This window comes from bacterium SCSIO 12643 (genome assembly GCA_024398135.1).
In the GTDB taxonomy this organism is placed as follows: Bacteria; Bacteroidota; Bacteroidia; order Flavobacteriales_G; family Salibacteraceae; genus CAJXZP01.
Genome location: CP073750.1, coordinates 38008 through 56428, shown reverse-complemented (window position 1 = coordinate 56428; position 18421 = coordinate 38008). Strand labels below are relative to the sequence as shown.

Sequence of the window (18421 nt, the reverse complement as noted above, 5' to 3'; positions counted from 1 at the left end):
GTTGAGCTTTGCGGTCCGGACGGGACTTGCTTCGACTTCGCTCAGCATATACTTCTCGTTCTATTAAAGTTTATTGCAAAAAAAAAGAGTCTCATTTATTAATGAAACTCTTTTAATTTTAAGCGGTCCGGACGGAACTCGAACCCGTCCCCAAAGCCTTGGGGATGACAGGCAGATATTCTAAATCTCGTTAATGAAGATTTCATAAGATTAGCAATTTGTTTTTTTGAATATTTCTTAAGAGCTTTTTCTCTTTTCAAAGCTTCAGTTTTAGAATCAAAAGACTGAATATATACCAGTTCCCATGGACAAAAATGTTGAGTATATCTACTTTCTTCATTATTGTGTTGTTTAAGACGATCATATGGAGATAAGGAATAACCTTTATAAAACTTTCCGGTTGAGATACTTTGAATGATATAAACGTAATGTCTCATGATTTTAGGGCATAAAAAAAGGCTTACAAAACTGTAAACCTTTAAGCGGTCCGGACGGGACTCGAACCCGTCCCCAAAGCTTTGGGGATGACAGGCGGATATTCTAGATTTCGTTTAGAGGAGATTTAATAAGATTTGCAATTTGTTGCTTTGAATATTTTTTAAGAACTTTTTCTCTTATCAAGGCTTTTGTTTTAGAATCAAAAGATTGAATAAACACAAGTTCCCAGGGACAAAAATGTTGAGTATATCTACTTTCTCCATTATTATGTTGTTTAAGACGATCATAAGGGGATAATGAATAGCCTTTATAAAACTTCCCAGTTAAGATACTTTGAATGATGTAAACGTAATGATTCATGAATTTAGGGCATAAAAAAAGCCCAACGTTATGTTGAGCTTTGCGGTCCGGACGGGACTCGAACCCGTCCCCAAAGCTTTGGGGATGACAGGCGGATATTCTAGATTTCGTTTAGAGGAGATTTAATAAGATTTGCAATTTGTTGCTTTGAATATTTTTTAAGAACTTTTTCTCTTATCAAGGCTTTTGTTTTAGAATCAAAAGATTGAATAAACACAAGTTCCCAGGGACAAAAATGTTGAGTATATCTACTTTCTCCATTATTATGTTGTTTAAGACGATCATAAGGGGATAATGAATAGCCTTTATAAAACTTCCCAGTTAAGATACTTTGAATGATGTAAACGTAATGATTCATGAATTTAGGGCATAAAAAAAGCCCAACGTTATGTTGAGCTTTGCGGTCCGGACGGGACTCGAACCCGCGACCCCCTGCGTGACAGGCAGATATTCTAACCAACTGAACTACCGGACCAACATGTCTTTCGACTGTTCCCTTAATCGTTTCCGATTTGGTGCGCCAAAAGTAGTATTAATTTTTAATCTGAAAGCTAGAAAAATCAAATATTTTAGAATAAAAACATAACCTCTTTATTATCAGATTGTGAAAAATTAAATAAAAATGAGAGCGATATGAATTTAGATAGATTTAGTCGCAATTTAGCTTTTTAAAGTAGATGTTATATGCGGTTTGCCCACTGATTTTGCAACCAATAATCCTTTTACTTTGATCTCGAATAAATGTAACACGCCCTAAAAAAGAAGTGTTGGTGATAAATGCATCTTCATCAATAGGATGAAGTTCAATATCATCATTGATTGGATGTGTTGCGATAATTTTTCCATTTTGCTGGACGAAGGTGTAGATCGTTTCTAATTCAGCACTGTAAAAAGAACCCAGAAACTGATTTATCTCGATGTCATGATATTTGGGAGGATCGAGACGTACTTTTTTACCGGGGTAGGAGAAGTCCGAAAAATGCCATCTAAGACCTTCAGACGTAAATACGATCTTGCTATGTGGTCGATCCGGAAAAAGAAATTCATTTGAAGAAATAACGGGTAAGGCAAGTTCGGTTGTTGCTCCATAGGGTTGGAAATAAAGAGAATCATTTTTAGCTATAATCCGGATATAGAATCCCGGAAAGATCTGATATGTACCACTAAATTTCTGAAGTTGTTTCTTAGGAATAACCGGAGGAGCTGAAGGTGGAGTAGGAATAAGTTCATTATTTAAAAAAATATCGATCATTCCATAAGCTATGTTTAAAGGATTAAAGGATTCAAAATTACCAGTGATTGCTACTGTGAAATTATATTGTGGAACAGATAGGAGAAAGGCTCTGAATCCGGCATCACCACCGCCATGAAAAATGACTTGTACGCCCCGATATGTTTTTGTTTCTAACCCTAAACCGTATGGAATTTGTTTTCCGGAGTTTAACTTACCGGGAGCGATCATTTTGGAAAACATGTTAGGATCACCAACTTTGAAGTGAGAAAAATTTCTGTGCCACTTTATTAAATCCTCTGTAGTGGTATATAATCCGGTAGAACCAACAACTGTTCTATTCATTGGGTAATAATGATAACCGTCTTCGCTTAAATAATATGAATTTACTTTATTCATAATCAAATGTGTTGGGTCTTCCAGAAACTGACTATTATGCATTTCTAAGGGTTGAAATATATTAGTTTGTACAAAGTCAGAAAAGGATACTCCGGAAACTCTACTGACAATTTCAGCAAGCAATGTATAACCTGCATTGCAATATTGGAATCTTTCTCCAGGTGTGAAATTGACTCCTGTTTGTTGAAGTAAAAGGACCACCATTTTCGACTGACTCATTAAGTCTTCATCCGAAAAACCTCTCAGATAGTTCAGATCATAGTTGTTCCTAAACCCACTGGTATGATTGGCCAGATGTCGAATGGTCATCTTACTTTCTATAGCAGAAAGTTCAGGGAGATATTTGATAATGGGATCGTCAACAGAGAGTTTACCTTCGCTTTCAAGAAGTAGAATACTGAAAGTGGTGAATTGTTTGGAAATAGATCCTACCAAAAAAACGGAGGAATCAGAAATGGGAATTCGGTGTTCGAGATGCGCATAACCCATTTGGTTTTCGTAAAGCATTTTTCCGTTTTGATTTACGGATATTGCTACTCCCGGACCTTGATGTTGTTGTTCGAGATAAAACAAACTATCTGCTTGTTGTTGTAAAGTTTTTTGAGATTGACCTGTGATGGTAAGACTAACTAGTAAAAGGGTCCATGCCATTTGAATGTAGTATTTCATTTGTATCAAAATTTGGTTTGACGCAAATGTGAAAGGAGAGCGGGTGTTAAACGTCCGACTATCGAAAATCGAACTGATTCATGGTGGGATTTGAGTTCGATTTTTAGTCGGACTCAGTTTAAATGTTTGATTTTCTGAATTCTGTAGGAGTCTGTCCGGTTTCTTTTTTAAATGCTGTATAGAAGGATGATTTTGAATTAAAACCTACCTGATATAAGATTTCGAGTACTGTAAGTTTGGAAGATTCCACTAAAAGTTTTTGTGCTTCCTGGATTCTAAATGCATTGACGTAATCAAAAAAGTGTTTACCGGTATGTTGGTTAATCAACTGAGATAATTCTTTTTCGGAGAAATCAACACCGAGCGCCAGTTTTCGTAAAGTCAGTTGATCATCCAAATAAGGCTTTTCTGTTTGCATATAAACCAAAAGTTGTTGAAGCTCCTCAGGTTCGTTTTGAGATGTGGATGGTGCAGGTCTAGTTGGATTGATTTCCATATCAATTCCAACAAACAATACAGGCTGATACAGTGCTTTGAGTACAAACCAACTGATAACACCTAAAGCGAATAGACTAATAAAAAAGTTTAGGTTGATCAAAAAGGGAGAGTTTTCTGATATCAATTCTCTGATCGTTACGAAACTGTTTCCTATTAAAAATAGAATAGTCGTTTGTAATAGCCATTTGTATATGAGATTATAGTTATTAGAATAGTTTTCCTGGTAGACCTTTTTGAAATTATAAAGTGTATAAAAAATGCCTATAATATAACCATAGTATTGTAGCTTAGAGATGGTTTGGAATGTTTCAAAATACGCTTCAATTTCATTTTCAATGATAAAAAGTAAAAGAAATCCAAAGAATAAAACAGTGTGTAAAATATGCTTTTTATGAAGCTTGAAATTGTAATAACATACAGCGCGGACATATAAGAAATATAGAGGCATCTGAAGTAAAACACTCGCAACTTTAAACCCTCGAATGTAGTTGTTTTCTGCAAGAGGCATGAACAGCCCGGTTAAATCTATGGAGGTCACCAAAAGAAAAGCTGCAAACAGATAATTGGGTAGTTTTCGTTTGGATTTTGCCGTGATTAAGAAGCCCGAAAGCAACACAAGCAAAAAGACTGTGATTTTACCGATATCATTTATTATTGCTATGTTCATTTGGTTCTATAGAGGCGCTGAAAGTAATACTTTTTGAAATAAATAAAAGGGAGGTCCAGCCAGGGGATTTAGACCGATTAGATAAACAAATCGATAGTTATTCCTACAATTAATATGGCGATGACGAATGAAATAAAGCCCAGCATGTAAGATATGAGTGCTTTGAGGTAATTGATATGTTTGGATGAGTCAAAAAACTGTCCAATGGCCCAGGCACCATATAGAAAAGCTAAATCCACACCAATTTGCAATATTTTTATACCGGTAAGTCCTTCGAGAATACTAAAAAAACTGTAAAAAAGCATTACCATCCCCATGATAAAGATGAGGAGGATAAAGATTTCGTAGAAATTATAAGCATACTTCTTAAAGAGGATCTTAATCCAAAGTGCAATGAACACTGCAATTAGGATATTGGCATAGCCATAATTGTTTGATATCCATTGAAATATTACCACTAAAACAGAGTCTTCCCAATCGTAAGAGTTAAAATTAATGTACCCATCTTTAATTCCCGTTAATTTGATGCTAATACTATAAATCAATGAGGAAATAATTAGAAATATAATGGGTTTAACCAAACGATTTCGATCTTCCCGAAGGAATTTTCTGATATTTGATCCAGGTCGGAGTAGAAGTTCGCGAATAGTAAATAAAATCCCTTTATCGAAGTTTAAAATGCTCCCAATTTCAGTTAGGACGTATTGATGATCTATACGTTGAAGTTCTCTTGGACGTCCGCAATTAGAACAAAAATCACCGATGAGTTTGTTTTGACAGTGGTTACAATTATCGGTGTGTTCAGGTGCCGGCATTTATTCTGGTAATTTACCTCCAAATAAAAGATATCCCTTGAAATCTGACAAGGAGATTTAAAGCGTAATGTCTAATTATATGTAATGCCATGGAATAATTTATTGCGAAATTATTAAAACAGTTGTAGTATTGAGAAGCATCACAATTCGTAAAGTTAGATAATTGATACAACCAATTTTTTAAAAGATGCGTCAAAAAATAAAACTCTATGAAAAAACTACTTATACTAATTTTTGCTTTATTAACTGTATCCATATTAAGAGGTAATATATTAACAGTTACTAATACCAATAATACTGGGTTGGGATCACTAAGACATAAGGTTGGACAGGCAACTGATGGGGATACCGTCATGTTTGCTCAAAGTCTGATAGCGAATGGGAGTGATAGTATTGTATTAAATTCTGAGATTTATATAGGTGTTGATCTAACCATCATAGGTTTACAGAATACCACTGATACGTTATATATATCTGGTGGGGGGCTGAATCAGATTTTTGTGGCAAATTATACTAATTATTTGGTTTTAGATTCCTTAGTAATGGTTAATGGATATTATCCAAGTATTTGGTTAACAACTGGTGGAGCGGTTGTAATTGATGATGTGGATAGCATCAAAATAGAGAATTGTATTATAAGAAATAGTAGAACAGATGGAAATGGAGGGGGATTATTTATTAGGCATAAGTTTAAGCAAACTAATTGTAGGATTGATATAAATAACTCTATCATATCTGAAAATAGAGCCAAACGGAATGGAGGCGGAATAATGATATTTATTCATCAAAGTGTCATTAGAAATGTAGTATGTAATATTACCAATAGTATTATTCGGTCAAATGTGTCTGAGCATAGCAATAATCCAGGAGTCCCTCATACAGGAGGTGGATTATTTATGCAATCCTCAAGCGGAGCGAAGCTTGTTTTAAACGTTGAGAACTCGATCTTTGATAATAATGAAGGTCAGATTGCTGGGGCAATTTCTTTACATAGTCAACACGGTTGGAGTCATGTTGCTCATTGTGAAGCTAATATTTTAAACTCAAGTATAACAAGAAACAAGGCAAATTCATGTAGTGGCATATGTTGTGGTGCTGCTATTACATCAAAAATAAAAATTGAAAAATCTTCAATTATAGAGAACGTTGCTTTAAATCCAACAGGATATGGAGGTGCAGCTGTTGGTGCATCTAAGATTAAGATTAAAAACTCTACCATAGTAGATAATACTGTAGAAAATATAAGCACTAATAGTTTCGCAAATGCAGTTACTGCAGGCCCCAATTGGGGAACGCCTTCAAAAGTTGAAGTAAGTAGTAGTATAGTTTCTCAGGAGTTTGGAAAGGATATTAGAACGGTGGATTCGACAATGATATTATCTGATGGCTATAATATTTTTGAAGATTCAATTTTATACGGGGCTGTATTAACCGATCAAATGAACGTGGATTCTATAAGTTTGAATTTAGGAGATTTAGCATATAACGGAGGCTTAACATATTCTAAAGAGCCTCTATTTCCTTCAGTATCTATTAATCAGGGAAATCCATTAGATACTTCGTCAGCCCAAAATGTTCAGATTCATGGGATAAGAGATGTTGGTGCTGCGGAATCATGTAGAACCACTTATACCGATGTTCACACGACTTGTTTTCCATTTTTATGGATTGATGGAATAACATATTATTCAGATACAAATGGAGTAGAATATGTATTGCCAAATGCATTAGGGTGTGATAGTGTAGTAACTTTAGATTTATCATTTAATACAATTGATTCTGGTGTAACTGTAATTGGTCATACGATGATTGCACAATCTAGTACTGGTTCATTTCAATGGATTGATTGTAATACAATGCAGCCTATTAATGGAGCAACAAATGATACTTTTTTAGTCACTCAAAGTGGAAATTATGCATTAGAAATAATAGATAATGGATGTATTGATACTTCATCATGTTATACATTCACTTCAGTCGGAATAGAGCACGAGGATATTGGTCATGAAATTTATGTTTATCCAAACCCTACTAAGAATCAATTGAAAATAAAAGTTAATAAGAATGATACTGAAAGTATTGAGTATAATCTGGTATCAATTAATGGAATGGTCGTTAGATCTCAGAAGAGTAATGGTAGTTTTTCGTTTGATGTAAGTGACTTGCCTAATGGGGTTTATATGTTAGAAGTGAAAGGAAATCAGAAAAATAAAATTTTCAAAGTGTTTATATCTAGATAGATAAGTGAATTGTGTGCTGAGAGTAGTGTAATAGTAGTAATCAACAGGTTTATCTGTTATTTGTTAAAGGTTCAATACTTTTTTTAATCAATAGTAGCTGGTAATCTGATCTTTATCAGTAAAAATGAGTGTTAATCTCTCTTTTTGAGTTGATAAATTTCCTGCACAAGTTCGGTTCGATCAAAGTACACTTCGTTACGTTTAATTTTTCCTTCTGTGTTAAATTGTAAGAAGCAAACTCCAATACACGTAATGGTTTTCAACCCTACCGGAATTTGAGCTTTCCATTTGTTGACAAAACCACCTTCCATGGGAATGGCTTCAATTTGTTCCCAAATCCATTTAGGATTTTGCCCAAGTAGTTTTTCAAAGTATAATAGTAAATTGTTCTTTCCATTGACTCCATTTGGTATTCCCGGATCAGAATAAAACACATCATCTGAATAAAAGTCAACCAATAGCTTAGGTTGATTCCCAGTCCAAGTGGGTAGCCATTTATGTGCAAATGATTGCGCTTCTTTGATTGTCATATGCCTTTTAATCATAGAGTCTAAAAGTACATTTTAAAAGTTGGAATAAAAGATAAGTGGGCAACTGAAAGGTGGGTGAAGAGTTGGTTATTAGGTGTGGGCATTGGTCTTTTAAATAAATTATCCTACAATTCTTATATGGATTTGATTTTATTCATAGATAAAAAGTCAAGGTAACCTTTTTGACCCAAAGATAAATAAAATCAAACCCGTAATATTTTATAAGAACTTAATATTGAGCTCCTTTTCTGTATAAATCCAAAGTTGAGTCGCAATTTCTTCGTTTTGTGCATATTCTGAAATTGCAGCAGGAGCCGGATAACCGGTAATTTCTCCATCTCCGTCCGGACCGATATAATTTCCGCCTTTAATATTTTCTGTGGCGGCATATAAACTAGAGTAGGCTCCCTGATTCGCACTCATATGAGGAAATTCATTGATCATTTCCGGTTTATCCGTTCTTAATAATTCGGTTTTACTAATTCCGGGATGACACCCAACTGAAATGCAGTCGATATTGTTTTTAACCAGTCTTCTTTGTAATTCTAATGTGAATATTAAATCCGCTACTTTGCTTTGTCCATATTCTCTAAACTTATCAAATGGCTTTTCCAATTTTAGATTAGCAAAGTCAATCGTTCCATTTCTATGGGCAATACTACTTAAGGTAACCACGCGACTTTGTGGTGTTTTTTGAAGTAATTCCATGAGTTTATAAGTGAGTAGGAAAGTGGCAATGTAGTTTACTCCAAATTGAGATTCAAATCCTTGTTTGGTGCGTCCTGGAGGTGGAAACATAATTCCAGCATTATTAATTAAAACATCCAGGCGGTTATGTTTTTTCACAATCGATTCAGCGAATGTGGAGACAGAGTCTAAATCAGCCAGATCAACGACTCCGGCTTCGAGGTTTGCGTGTGGAATCTCTGACTTAATATTAGATATTGCTTGATTAATTTTATCGGTATTTCGTCCGGCCAATATGACCAAAGCATTCTTTCTGGCCAATTCTAATGCAGTTTCATATCCCAGTCCGGTATTGGCTCCGGTGACCAGAATTGTTTTTCCGTCTAGATCTTTTATGTCTTGTGGTGTCCAGTTCATGATAAGATTATTAGAGTCCAAATGTCATTTTTGCGTGGTAGGTGTCCATATATTCTTTCATCCTTTTGATTTTTCCATCTTCAACTACAAAAATAAAATGATAGTAATTTTCGTAATAGGAACCCATGGCGGTTTTGGCTTTGAATTCTGCTTCAGCAGCTACTGTATTTCCTTCAGCAATCATTGAAGTCGTTTTAAAATCTGCACCCTCAGGAAATAATTCGGTTCCTTTGAAAAATCCCAGGAAGTATTTAGAGTCGTGTTCTCCGGCTGTAGCTAAATATTCGGGTTTTCCGATGATCCACCAACTAAAATCATCAGTAATCATCGTTTTTAATTTGGCTACGTTTGAAGTTCTCATGGCTTCAACAAATTCAGCAACAACTTTTTTATTCGTTTCGATGTTTACTTCAAGTGGAGTTGGTGTATTTGGTGTTGTAGTATTTGCTTCTTTGTGAGTAGTTTGATTACAGCTTGAAACGGTGGAAATAAATAGAATTCCAATAAATGAGGATTTGAATATTTTCTGAATGTTCATGATGAGTTTTTTTTAAGATTTATACCGCAAACCTAGATGCTTAACTTTACTTTTGAAAGTAGTTACATGAATGGGAAGTAATAACATTTTTGTGAGTATTGTTGATAATCAATAGACTATGAGAGAAAAAACTTTAGAAGAATATTTAAACTGTCCTTTTCACTTGGCAATGAATACTCTGGAAGGGAAGTGGAAGTTTGCCATATTGTATGTGCTTTTGGATAAAGGAACGTTACGTTTCAAAGAGTTAGAACGCGCCATTCCTGATATTTCTACCCGAATGTTGGTGAAGGAATTAAAGCATCTGGAAGAAAAGAAAATTATTACTCGAAAAGCCTATGCCACGGTTCCTCCAAAAGTGGAATATTCATTAACCGAGGTGGGTAAAAGTCTAAACCCGGTTATAGAAAGTATATCCAACTGGGGGAAATATTATTCAGAGTCGTTGATGGCCTTAAAGTAGTGGGGAAAGTTATTTCGATGGTTTATTTAGAATTTGATTATAATTTCTATTATTAGGAATGTATAGTGCCAAATCATCATTATCTCCATTCACAAATAAATTTCCATAATGATCACATTCCCAAATAGTTTTGAAAAAGCGTTGCTTTCTTAACTGCATACAAATAGCTTCTCTTTCTTTAGGTGTTTTTATTTGTACTTTCAATAGCTTCATCGATGGAATCCCAAAAGTTAAACCAATCAAGATCTGATATTAAATACCCTTTATTACTGAGATAATCGGTTTGATCAATGATCAGGTTGTCACACACACATTTGATTTTCATTTGGTCTTCTTATTTATAAGCTATTTCTATTTTATTAATATTAGAGCCAGTGCTCCCGACTTAAAGTCTATACAATTTTTTTAACTCAAAAACGTAACAATCAACTCCGTCAAACTGTCGTTCTTCGATAAATTCAAATCCTAGTCTTTTATAGAATCTATGCGCTTTTGTATTTGTTTTTAATGGATCAATTAATATACCGGATACGTTAGATTCTGAAAAGCACTTTTCGATTGTTAAACGCATTATTTCAGTTCCATAACCTTTGTTTAAGTCTGATTCCTCACCAATCCAAATATCAATAACTCTTTTATTGGGAGATACGTTATCCCAATATTTTGTTTCTTCGAGATATGGATCAATGATTTGAATAAATCCAATTGGTCGGTTATTGAGTTCAGCTACATATTGTTGTCTCCATTCAGGATTTCTATTCAATTCAGTTTCCCAGTTCCAGTCATCATCCGGATCACAATCTATCACGTGTTGCTTAGTATCCCAGTACTTTAAGAGTTCTAGATCATCTATTGAGGCTGTTCTTAACTGAATCATATACCTTGTTTTAGAAACTATAAGAATACATTACGAAACTCCCCAATAAGTAGCTAATACTATTCACTACAAATGTTTTTTTTAGAATTTGTGATTTGGTATGTCTCTTTTTTAACATCAAATAATTAATAACACCTTCAATAATTATAGTCAAAACAAACGCAATAACATAGTATATAGTAAACCATTTAAATCCTTCTATTCCTTTAACTTCATTGGAGCCTACCCATGGAAACCATATGGTTAACCACCATCCTCCGTTTAATATCATTGAGCTAATTATTCCGATAATACCACTGATTAAATTCGAAATAATAATTGTCAGATAAGCCTTATCGTTTATCCATTTTCCTGTCAAGAGATAGCTGAAACCTAAACATTCTATTAGAATAATTGAAGTCATGAATATCCAACCTTGAGGAAGAAAAGCATAAATTCCGAAACTTACGTTTAATATTATCATTTTATTTTCTGAATTATGTTAATAGAATTATCATAAAGTTGAATCATTGAATTTAAGTTTTACCATCCAATATGCTGGCCAAAGACTTAATAAGAGATTTATAACTACAGTTGATAGAACAATTCTAATAACTTCATCAGATGGATCAGCGTAATAAATTTTTAAAAGCATAATCATAACTATAGTAGAGGGTAGGAGGCAAGCAATAAAAATAATAATTCTATTCTTCACTATCCAACCAATCAGGTAAGATACGTTTAGAATAAAAATAGCAATAGCAGTAAGCATTGCTATTAGAGAAACCATTCCGGTGCTGTGAATACCCGCATGATCATGGGCGTTTATTATAGAGGCAATGATCCAACTCAAAATAGAATTGATTAACCCCAATAAAACTATTTTAAATTGAATTTTCATTTATAATTCCTAAACCAATCTATTCCAGAAAAAAATAAAATAAGAATCACATTTACAATATTTCCTATAAACCAGAAGATTAAAACTGGTAAGAAACTAGCTAGCCCGCAGATATATTCTCCTGTTTCTTCATTTAAGCCTCCTTGACCGGGATATAACCAAGGAGCAATTATGCAAAGAGTAACTGCAATAATAAATATGGTCTTTTTCCCGACAGCCCAATTAATAATTTTAAAAGTTAAGAGAAAATATAAAATGAATTGAATGCCCAATAGGCTGACTAAAAATACTCCTTCACTAAGAATCATATAATTTTAATTATTGTGTTAGTTAAAGGTTGGTTTAAGGCTTATTATTAAAGAGTTCAAGGCATTTTTATCAACAATAAAAATTATTAGAGAAATGAATAAAACAAATTAACAGTTCTATTTTCCTTTGTGAATGTTTATTTTACTTTCAACAACAAAATTAGAAATGTAATACTCATCGAGGAAAAAAAGTCCGTTGATGTATTTTTTTATGGGATGAAATAAGTCCTTTGGATATTTCTCCAGTATTAAAGTTTTATAATCATTAGAGATGCTGTAAAGCCCACGAAATTTATTCCGTCCATTTTTGAGGAACCCTATTTTAAATAGGTATTTTGTAATTCTGTGTTCTTTTAACCCAAAAATCTCGTCTTCGGTTATTAGAAAATAGTCTTTAATATAAAAGGTTCTTATATTACCTATACTATTGTGAGCATTGGTTTTAAAATCCTCTAGTGTAGGTTTTTTATAGTAAGTTACTTCCTCTAATTGACATTTCGTATTTATCACTTTATTTAAATCAACAAAATAATCTCCGTCTACCAAAATATTTTTTGAATACTTATAAATTCCAAGTGCCATTTCAGAAATCTCTCTATCCGAATAATCATTTATGTTTTGGGATTTTCCGTACTTGTCAAAAACTAAACCGCTTTCATTTGGCTTGTTTTTGATTTGGTTAATTTGTGTTTTAGATATTTTTTGGGGAATAGTCATAACTATTGCAATTTTACGATTATAGCTATCAAATTTAGTACTTTGGTAGTACTTCGATTTATTTAAATAACATTTTTTATCTAATGAATTTAGGGCATAAAAAAAGCCCAACGTTATGCTGAGCTTTGCGGTCCGGATAGACTTGCTTCGACTTCGCTCAGCATATACTTCTCGTCCTATCAAAGTTTATGGCAAAAAAAAGAGTCTCATTTATTAATGAAACTCTTCTAATTTTAAGCGGTCCGGACGGGACTCGAACCCGTCCCCAAAGCCTTGAGGATGACAGGCAGATATTCTAGATTTCGTTTAGTGGAGATTTAATCAGGTTTGTAATTTGTTGCTTTTGAATATTTTTTAAGAACTTTTTCTCTTTTCAAAGCTTTTGTTTAAGAGTCAAAAGAAAAAGTTCCCAGGAAAAATATTATTCGGAGTTGTTGATGGCTTTAAAAGAGTAGGGAAAGTTGTTAGCAGGTTATTTTGATGGTTTATTTAGAACTTGATTATAGTTTTTATTATCAGGAATATAAATTACCAGGTTACCATCATCTCCATTCACAAATAAATTTCCACAACGATCACATTCCCAAAGAGTTTTGAAAATGCGTTGTTTTCTTAGCTGCATGCACATCGCTTCTCTTTCTTTAGGTGTTTTATCTGTATTTTCAATAGCTTCATCGATAGAATCCCAAAAGTTAAACCAATCAAGATCTGATATTAAATACCCTTTATTACTGAGATAATCGGTTTGATCTATGATCAGGTTGTCACACGCACATTTGATTTTCATTTGGTCTTCTTATTTATTTGTTAGTTCTATTATTAGATGACCAGGCTTATGATTTACCTGCCAATACAGCGAAAATCAAACTGATTAAAAAACTAGAGATATGTCTTTGATAGTTTTTCACTGTTTACTTAGTATAGATTTATTCCGATATATCGTATTTAAACTTCCTTTTTAATAACCAACGATATCTTTCCTGCTCTTTTCCGAAGAATCTAACTCCATGTTTTTTAAAAGTTCTTTGAATTAAGTCAAAATTGTTAAAGTGGTAATCTACGATGAATATTTTTTTTCCTGATTTTAAATACAGAATATATGATTTGGCTTTTCCGGTACGATAAGTTCTTGTGGATAGCGAAAAACCCGAAATCTCAGTTTTGTGAATTGTTCTGGGAATAATAAGTGGAATACTATAAAAGATTAGACTCTCATTTTTAAATTTGATTATGTTAGGTTCTTTGTACCCATACCAATAGATTAGAGCATTTGCGCCAAATAAGAAGACATACATAGAAATGGAGCTCACGTCTTGAGACATTAGCATTTTCGAATCTAATATGATTAAAACAGTTAGACCGTAGATAAATAGTGAAACAATGCTTCTAGCAATTAAATTGGATATGTTAGACTTTAACTTGGTTTTCATTGAAGCGAATTTATAAATTATTGATTTGGATCAGTGAAGTAGGGAAGTTTTTGATACCAAAATAAGGAGGATAATGAATAACCGTTATAAAACTTCCCGGTTGAGATGCTTTGAATGATGTAAACGTAATGATTCATGAATTTAGGGCATAAAAAAAAGCCCAACGTTATGCTGAGCTTTGCGGTCCGGACAGACTATACTTCTCGTCCTATCAAAGTTTATGGCATAAAAAAAGAGTCTCATTTATTAATGAAACTCTTCTAATTTTAAGCGTTCCGGACGGGACTCGAACCCGTCCCCAAAGCTTTGGGGATGACAGGCAGGTATTCTAGATTTCGTTTAGTGGAGATTTAATCAGATTTACAATTTGTTCCTTTGAATATTTTTTAAGAACTTTTTCTCTTTTCAAGGCTTCAGTTTTAGAAGTGAAAGACTGGAGATATAAAAGTTCCCAGGGGCAAAAATGTTGAGTATATCTACTTTCTCCATTATTATGCTGTTTAAGACGATCATAAGGGGATAAGGAATAGCCTTTATAGAACTTTCCTGTTGAGATACTTCGAATAATATAAACGTAATGTTTCATGATTTTTAGGGCATAAAAAAAGGCTTACAAAACTGTAAACCTTTAAGCGGTCCGGACGGGACTTGCTTCGACTTCGCTCAGCATATACTTCTCGTCCTATCAAAGTTTATGGCATAAAAAAAGAGTCTCATTTATTAATGAAACTCTTCTAATTTTAAGCGGTCCGGACGGGACTCGAACCCGTCCCCAAAGCTTTGGGGATGACAGGCAGATATTCTAGATCTCGTTTAGAGGAGATTTAATAAGATTATCAATTTGTTTCTTTGAATATTTCTTAAGAACTTTTTCTCTTTTCAAAGCTTCAGTTTTAGAATCAAAAGACTGAATAAAAACCAGTTCCCAAGGACAAAAATGTTGAGTATATCTACTTTCTCCATTATTATGTTGTTTAAGACGATTATAAGGGGATAAGGAATAACCTTTATAAAACTTTCCTGTCGAAATACTTCGAATGATATAAACGTAATAATTCATGATATTAGGGTATAAAAAAAGGCTTACAAAATTGTAAACCTTTAAGCGGTCCGGACGGGACTCGAACCCGCGACCCCCTGCGTGACAGGCAGATATTCTAACCAACTGAACTACCGGACCAACATGTCTTTCGACTGTTCCCCTAATCGTTTCCGATTTGGTGCGCCAAAAGTAATATTATAATTTAAATCAGAAACCTTTTTATTAAAAAATTATTTGGCTGAACTTCCTTTAATTATGGAATCTCCGCCTTGTTTTTCGATAAAGCCTGAAAATGTGAAGTTTGCACCATCATCAGTTGATACCATAACTGTGGTACTTCCTGTGGACATAATGCTAATATTAAGTACAACAAAACCTCCATTCACATTATTGATCTGAACATTACACTCGATTTGTTGGTTATCCCTGAATTGTTTGAGGTCATATCGGGTAATTTCACCTTCTATGGTAATACCACCAACATTATTATTGCCCATTCCGATCAATTCCTGAAAAGCCAATTGTACCACGCCTGTAGTATTGGTTGCATATACGAAATTTAAATCCGGAGATACGTTTACAGAGTTTCCATTGATCGATCTGACATCATTCGCACGAATGACCCAGATACGCCCTTCCATGAGCGTATAAAGCATTTTAAGCTTTTCGTTATTCTCTTTCTTTTGAATTTCTTTTTTCTCCTTACGTGTTAACTTTTTATCATTCGTCTCCTGCGCTTGAATTCCAAAAGCTAAGAACGAAACAAATAATATCGTAGCAATCTTTTTCATAGGTCTAAAAATAAAAAAAGGTGTAGCGAAAGCCACACCTTTTTGTTTGAAATTTTATTTCGTTGGTTCCGGAAGAGGGACCGGATATTCTGCAAACATGCGTTGGATATCCTTTTTAATGTATTCTTCACGGTTTTTACGATCCTGATTAACCTCACCCTGTGCTACACCTTCCCAAACTAGTTTTTTAGAACTGGAATCGTATTGGTCAATAATCACGGTACCTACGTTATAGCTGTACGTTGATGTGGTGGTCGTACTGGCTCCACCATAAGGGTAACCATACCCATAGCCAAAACCTCCGTAGCCATAGTATCCCATACCACCATAGTGATTGGTATAAGAAGTGGTTCCGGTTTTAGTTTCTACAACCACATGAAATCCAATCATACTGTCACCAATTCCATCTACGCGTTTTAAACCTCTGGCTTCTAATTCGGCAGCCACAGCATCTTCCAAACGTTTTCTATCAATATCATTTACCAATTGTTTACTTTCTTTATTCCATTCGAGGAAGCCAAAAGTTTTGTATTTGGTAAAATCCACTTCACGGTCATAATCCGTGGTAATAGTGATAGAACTTGAACAGGCAGCACCTATAAGTAGGATCCCGGCCACCATGTAAAACATTAATTTTTTCATAGTTATAAATTGGTTGTGAATAAAAGTGTTAAAGTTTATTATTGACTTTATTCAAAATTTCTTGTTCCAAATTTAGGGCAGTTTTTTCCATTTCTGCACCTTTTTGGAGCATTTCTGCTTTAAAAGTCTCATCCTTCAAATCTGCAGCATTGATTTTTACGTTTAAGTAAGCACCCATTACTGCCGTACGCGCACATAATGCACCTACCGCGCCATCTGATAAAGATGATTGTAATCCCATATCAACCATCGCATTCATTACTTCCATAGAAGCTAAAGCATTTTCCATCACATGAATTGGAACTTCAATCGCATATTTTGTAGCATCTTGAATGGCTTGTTGGCGTAAAGCTTTTTCTTCATCCGTATCTTTTGGAAGTTTAAAAGCATCCATGATTTTATTAAATGCGTTGGTATCTTCATCAACCAATGCCAATAATCTTTCTTTGAAGTAATCACCTTTAACTGCCCATTCAGAGTATTCTTCCCAACGATCATCCCATCCACGTTTATGTGCAGATAAATTTGCGACCATAGTCCCTAATGAAACTCCAAGAGCACCTACATAAGCAGAAATAGAACCTCCACCCGGAGCTGGAGACTCACCAGCAGTTTCGTTAGCAAATTCTCTCAAATTCATATTAAGTAATGGAGTAGAGGTTTTGTCTCTTAATACATACTCAATAATTTTTTCATTTGGATGAAAAGGCTTTAGGTCATCTAAGCCCAATGATTTTACTGCGATTTTGATTTTTTCCTCTTCCGAAATCCCTAAAGAACGTTGTTGTTTTTTTAAGAAGTAATCTGCAGCATCTAACATCGCCTGTAGAGGAATCAAACCAATCAACTCAGAACCGGTTACTCTGATACCTCTTTTATGCGCAGCAATTACCGTTTGGTCAAATGCTTCATGAACTGAGGTAATACTAATATTGGTTAAGTTGTAAGAAATCTGTGCAATTCCATACTCCTCAATATACCAACCGATACCTTTTACCGCTTTAAGTAATCCAGGTACTTTTTCCGGATTTCCATCTGCATCTTTGATGATTTTTCCCGTGATTTTGTTGCCTTCTCTTTTTACACGTCCAGCTTCGCGAATATCAAATGCGATGGCATTCGCTCTTCGCGTAGAAGTACTATTTAAGTTGATGTTGTATGCCACTAAGAAATCTCTGGCGGAGATAGCAGTTGCTCCTGAACCTTTCACACGGTCATTGAATTCAGAAGGACCAAAATCAGGAGTCCATTCCGGATTCACTAATTTTTCTTTTAAACCTTCATATTCTCCGGAACGACAATTAGCTAAGTTTTGTCTTACTTCAGTTTTAGCGGCTTTCTCATAGAAATACCCTGGAATTCCAAGTTCAGAACCTACTCTTGCACCAAGTTTATGAGCATATTCAGCAGTTTCTTCTAAAGTAATTCCGGAAATAGGTACCAAAGGACAAACATCTGTAGCTCCAAATCTAGGGTGTTCTCCGGAGTGTTGACTCATATCAATCAGCTCAGCCGCTTTTTGGATCAATAAGAATGCAGCATCAATAACCGGTTGAGGTTCTCCAACGAACGTAATTACCGTTCTATTGGTTGCAGCTCCAGGATCAATATCTAAAAGCTTAACACCTTCAACGGTTTCAACAATATGTGCAATCTCATTAATCTTATCCATATCACGTCCCTCACTAATATTTGGAACGCATTCTATCAGTTGTTTTGTCATTTTATTTTGAATTGAGTCTCGCAAAAATAAACGGCAAATGCAAACAGAAGGTTTTAATT

24 protein-coding genes and 2 tRNA genes are annotated in these 18421 nt (G+C 34.3%); 2 read left to right on the top strand and 24 right to left on the bottom strand.

What is annotated here, in order from left to right; all coding sequences use genetic code 11:
* Window positions 1–98: 98 nt before the first annotated feature.
* The 7 genes from KFE94_00310 to KFE94_00280 all read right to left on the bottom strand — a co-directional run bounded on the left by KFE94_00310 (window position 99) and on the right by KFE94_00280 (window position 5077).
* On the bottom strand, window positions 99–437 hold the full coding sequence (locus KFE94_00310; protein ID UTW66587.1) for a GIY-YIG nuclease family protein: 339 nt from the start codon (window positions 435–437) through the stop codon (window positions 99–101).
* A gap of 103 nt (window positions 438–540) precedes the next feature.
* A complete protein-coding gene (locus KFE94_00305) occupies window positions 541–798 on the bottom strand; it encodes a GIY-YIG nuclease family protein (protein ID UTW66586.1) in 258 nt (85 codons plus the stop codon).
* Window positions 799–898: 100 nt separating this feature from the next.
* Window positions 899–1156, bottom strand: a complete 258-nt coding sequence (locus KFE94_00300) for a GIY-YIG nuclease family protein (GenBank protein ID UTW66585.1) — start codon at window positions 1154–1156, stop codon at window positions 899–901.
* Between the two features lie 43 nt (window positions 1157–1199).
* Window positions 1200–1273: transfer RNA gene (locus tag KFE94_00295), tRNA-Asp, on the bottom strand.
* Window positions 1274–1447: 174 nt separating this feature from the next.
* Window positions 1448–3097: a beta-lactamase family protein gene (locus KFE94_00290; GenBank protein UTW66584.1), complete on the bottom strand. Its 1650-nt coding sequence runs from the start codon at window positions 3095–3097 to the stop codon at window positions 1448–1450.
* Between the two features lie 118 nt (window positions 3098–3215).
* On the bottom strand, window positions 3216–4262 hold the full coding sequence (locus tag KFE94_00285; protein ID UTW66583.1) for a helix-turn-helix transcriptional regulator: 1047 nt from the start codon (window positions 4260–4262) through the stop codon (window positions 3216–3218).
* A 77-nt stretch (window positions 4263–4339) separates the two neighbouring features.
* Window positions 4340–5077: a DUF3667 domain-containing protein gene (locus KFE94_00280; protein ID UTW66582.1), complete on the bottom strand. Its 738-nt coding sequence runs from the start codon at window positions 5075–5077 to the stop codon at window positions 4340–4342.
* Window positions 5078–5286: 209 nt separating this feature from the next.
* On the opposite strand from KFE94_00280, the gene KFE94_00275 reads away from it, so the two are divergent.
* Entirely contained in the window at window positions 5287–7317 is a 2031-nt protein-coding gene (locus tag KFE94_00275) for a T9SS type A sorting domain-containing protein (protein UTW66581.1), read from the top strand.
* A gap of 131 nt (window positions 7318–7448) precedes the next feature.
* Here KFE94_00275 and KFE94_00270 read toward each other — a convergent pair whose 3' ends face one another.
* The 3 genes from KFE94_00270 to KFE94_00260 all read right to left on the bottom strand — a co-directional run bounded on the left by KFE94_00270 (window position 7449) and on the right by KFE94_00260 (window position 9489).
* Window positions 7449–7847 carry a hypothetical protein gene (locus KFE94_00270; protein UTW66580.1) on the bottom strand — a complete coding sequence of 133 codons (399 nt, stop codon included), beginning with the start codon at window positions 7845–7847 and terminating at the stop codon, window positions 7449–7451.
* Between the two features lie 219 nt (window positions 7848–8066).
* A complete protein-coding gene (locus KFE94_00265) occupies window positions 8067–8951 on the bottom strand; it encodes an SDR family NAD(P)-dependent oxidoreductase (GenBank protein ID UTW66579.1) in 885 nt (294 codons plus the stop codon).
* A gap of 10 nt (window positions 8952–8961) precedes the next feature.
* Window positions 8962–9489, bottom strand: a complete 528-nt coding sequence (locus KFE94_00260) for a nuclear transport factor 2 family protein (GenBank protein ID UTW66578.1) — start codon at window positions 9487–9489, stop codon at window positions 8962–8964.
* A gap of 118 nt (window positions 9490–9607) precedes the next feature.
* On the opposite strand from KFE94_00260, the gene KFE94_00255 reads away from it, so the two are divergent.
* Window positions 9608–9952, top strand: coding sequence for a helix-turn-helix transcriptional regulator (locus tag KFE94_00255; protein ID UTW66577.1), 345 nt, complete (start codon window positions 9608–9610; stop codon window positions 9950–9952).
* 178 nt (window positions 9953–10130) lie between these two features.
* Here the strand turns inward: KFE94_00255 and KFE94_00250 are convergent, their stop codons facing one another.
* From KFE94_00250 to ftcD, 14 genes are all read right to left on the bottom strand, one after another.
* The gene (locus KFE94_00250; GenBank protein ID UTW66576.1) at window positions 10131–10277 is read right to left on the bottom strand and encodes a hypothetical protein; all 147 of its coding nucleotides are present in this window, start codon (window positions 10275–10277) and stop codon (window positions 10131–10133) included.
* A 60-nt stretch (window positions 10278–10337) separates the two neighbouring features.
* Entirely contained in the window at window positions 10338–10829 is a 492-nt protein-coding gene (locus tag KFE94_00245) for a GNAT family N-acetyltransferase (GenBank protein ID UTW66575.1), read from the bottom strand.
* Window positions 10830–10839: 10 nt separating this feature from the next.
* Entirely contained in the window at window positions 10840–11292 is a 453-nt protein-coding gene (locus tag KFE94_00240) for a hypothetical protein (GenBank protein ID UTW66574.1), read from the bottom strand.
* A gap of 30 nt (window positions 11293–11322) precedes the next feature.
* Complete coding sequence (locus KFE94_00235; GenBank protein UTW66573.1) at window positions 11323–11709, bottom strand: hypothetical protein; 387 nt, start codon at window positions 11707–11709, stop codon at window positions 11323–11325.
* Complete coding sequence (locus KFE94_00230; protein ID UTW66572.1) at window positions 11706–12017, bottom strand: hypothetical protein; 312 nt, start codon at window positions 12015–12017, stop codon at window positions 11706–11708. Before KFE94_00230 ends, KFE94_00235 begins: the two co-directional genes overlap by 4 nt.
* Window positions 12018–12134: 117 nt before the next feature.
* Window positions 12135–12917 (bottom strand): hypothetical protein, encoded by a 783-nt coding sequence (locus KFE94_00225; GenBank protein UTW66571.1) that lies wholly within the window; start codon window positions 12915–12917, stop codon window positions 12135–12137.
* A 289-nt stretch (window positions 12918–13206) separates the two neighbouring features.
* Window positions 13207–13521, bottom strand: coding sequence for a hypothetical protein (locus KFE94_00220; GenBank protein UTW66570.1), 315 nt, complete (start codon window positions 13519–13521; stop codon window positions 13207–13209).
* Between the two features lie 139 nt (window positions 13522–13660).
* Window positions 13661–14164: a hypothetical protein gene (locus KFE94_00215; GenBank protein ID UTW66569.1), complete on the bottom strand. Its 504-nt coding sequence runs from the start codon at window positions 14162–14164 to the stop codon at window positions 13661–13663.
* A 328-nt stretch (window positions 14165–14492) separates the two neighbouring features.
* Entirely contained in the window at window positions 14493–14750 is a 258-nt protein-coding gene (locus KFE94_00210; protein ID UTW66568.1) for a GIY-YIG nuclease family protein, read from the bottom strand.
* Between the two features lie 216 nt (window positions 14751–14966).
* Window positions 14967–15224, bottom strand: coding sequence for a GIY-YIG nuclease family protein (locus KFE94_00205; protein ID UTW66567.1), 258 nt, complete (start codon window positions 15222–15224; stop codon window positions 14967–14969).
* A 46-nt stretch (window positions 15225–15270) separates the two neighbouring features.
* Window positions 15271–15344 (bottom strand) — tRNA-Asp (locus KFE94_00200).
* A 92-nt stretch (window positions 15345–15436) separates the two neighbouring features.
* Window positions 15437–15997 (bottom strand): DUF4251 domain-containing protein, encoded by a 561-nt coding sequence (locus tag KFE94_00195; GenBank protein UTW66566.1) that lies wholly within the window; start codon window positions 15995–15997, stop codon window positions 15437–15439.
* Between the two features lie 54 nt (window positions 15998–16051).
* On the bottom strand, window positions 16052–16639 hold the full coding sequence (locus KFE94_00190) for a DUF4136 domain-containing protein (protein UTW66565.1): 588 nt from the start codon (window positions 16637–16639) through the stop codon (window positions 16052–16054).
* A 28-nt stretch (window positions 16640–16667) separates the two neighbouring features.
* Window positions 16668–18362 (bottom strand): glutamate formimidoyltransferase, encoded by a 1695-nt coding sequence (ftcD, locus tag KFE94_00185; GenBank protein UTW66564.1) that lies wholly within the window; start codon window positions 18360–18362, stop codon window positions 16668–16670.
* Window positions 18363–18421: the final 59 nt, after the last annotated feature.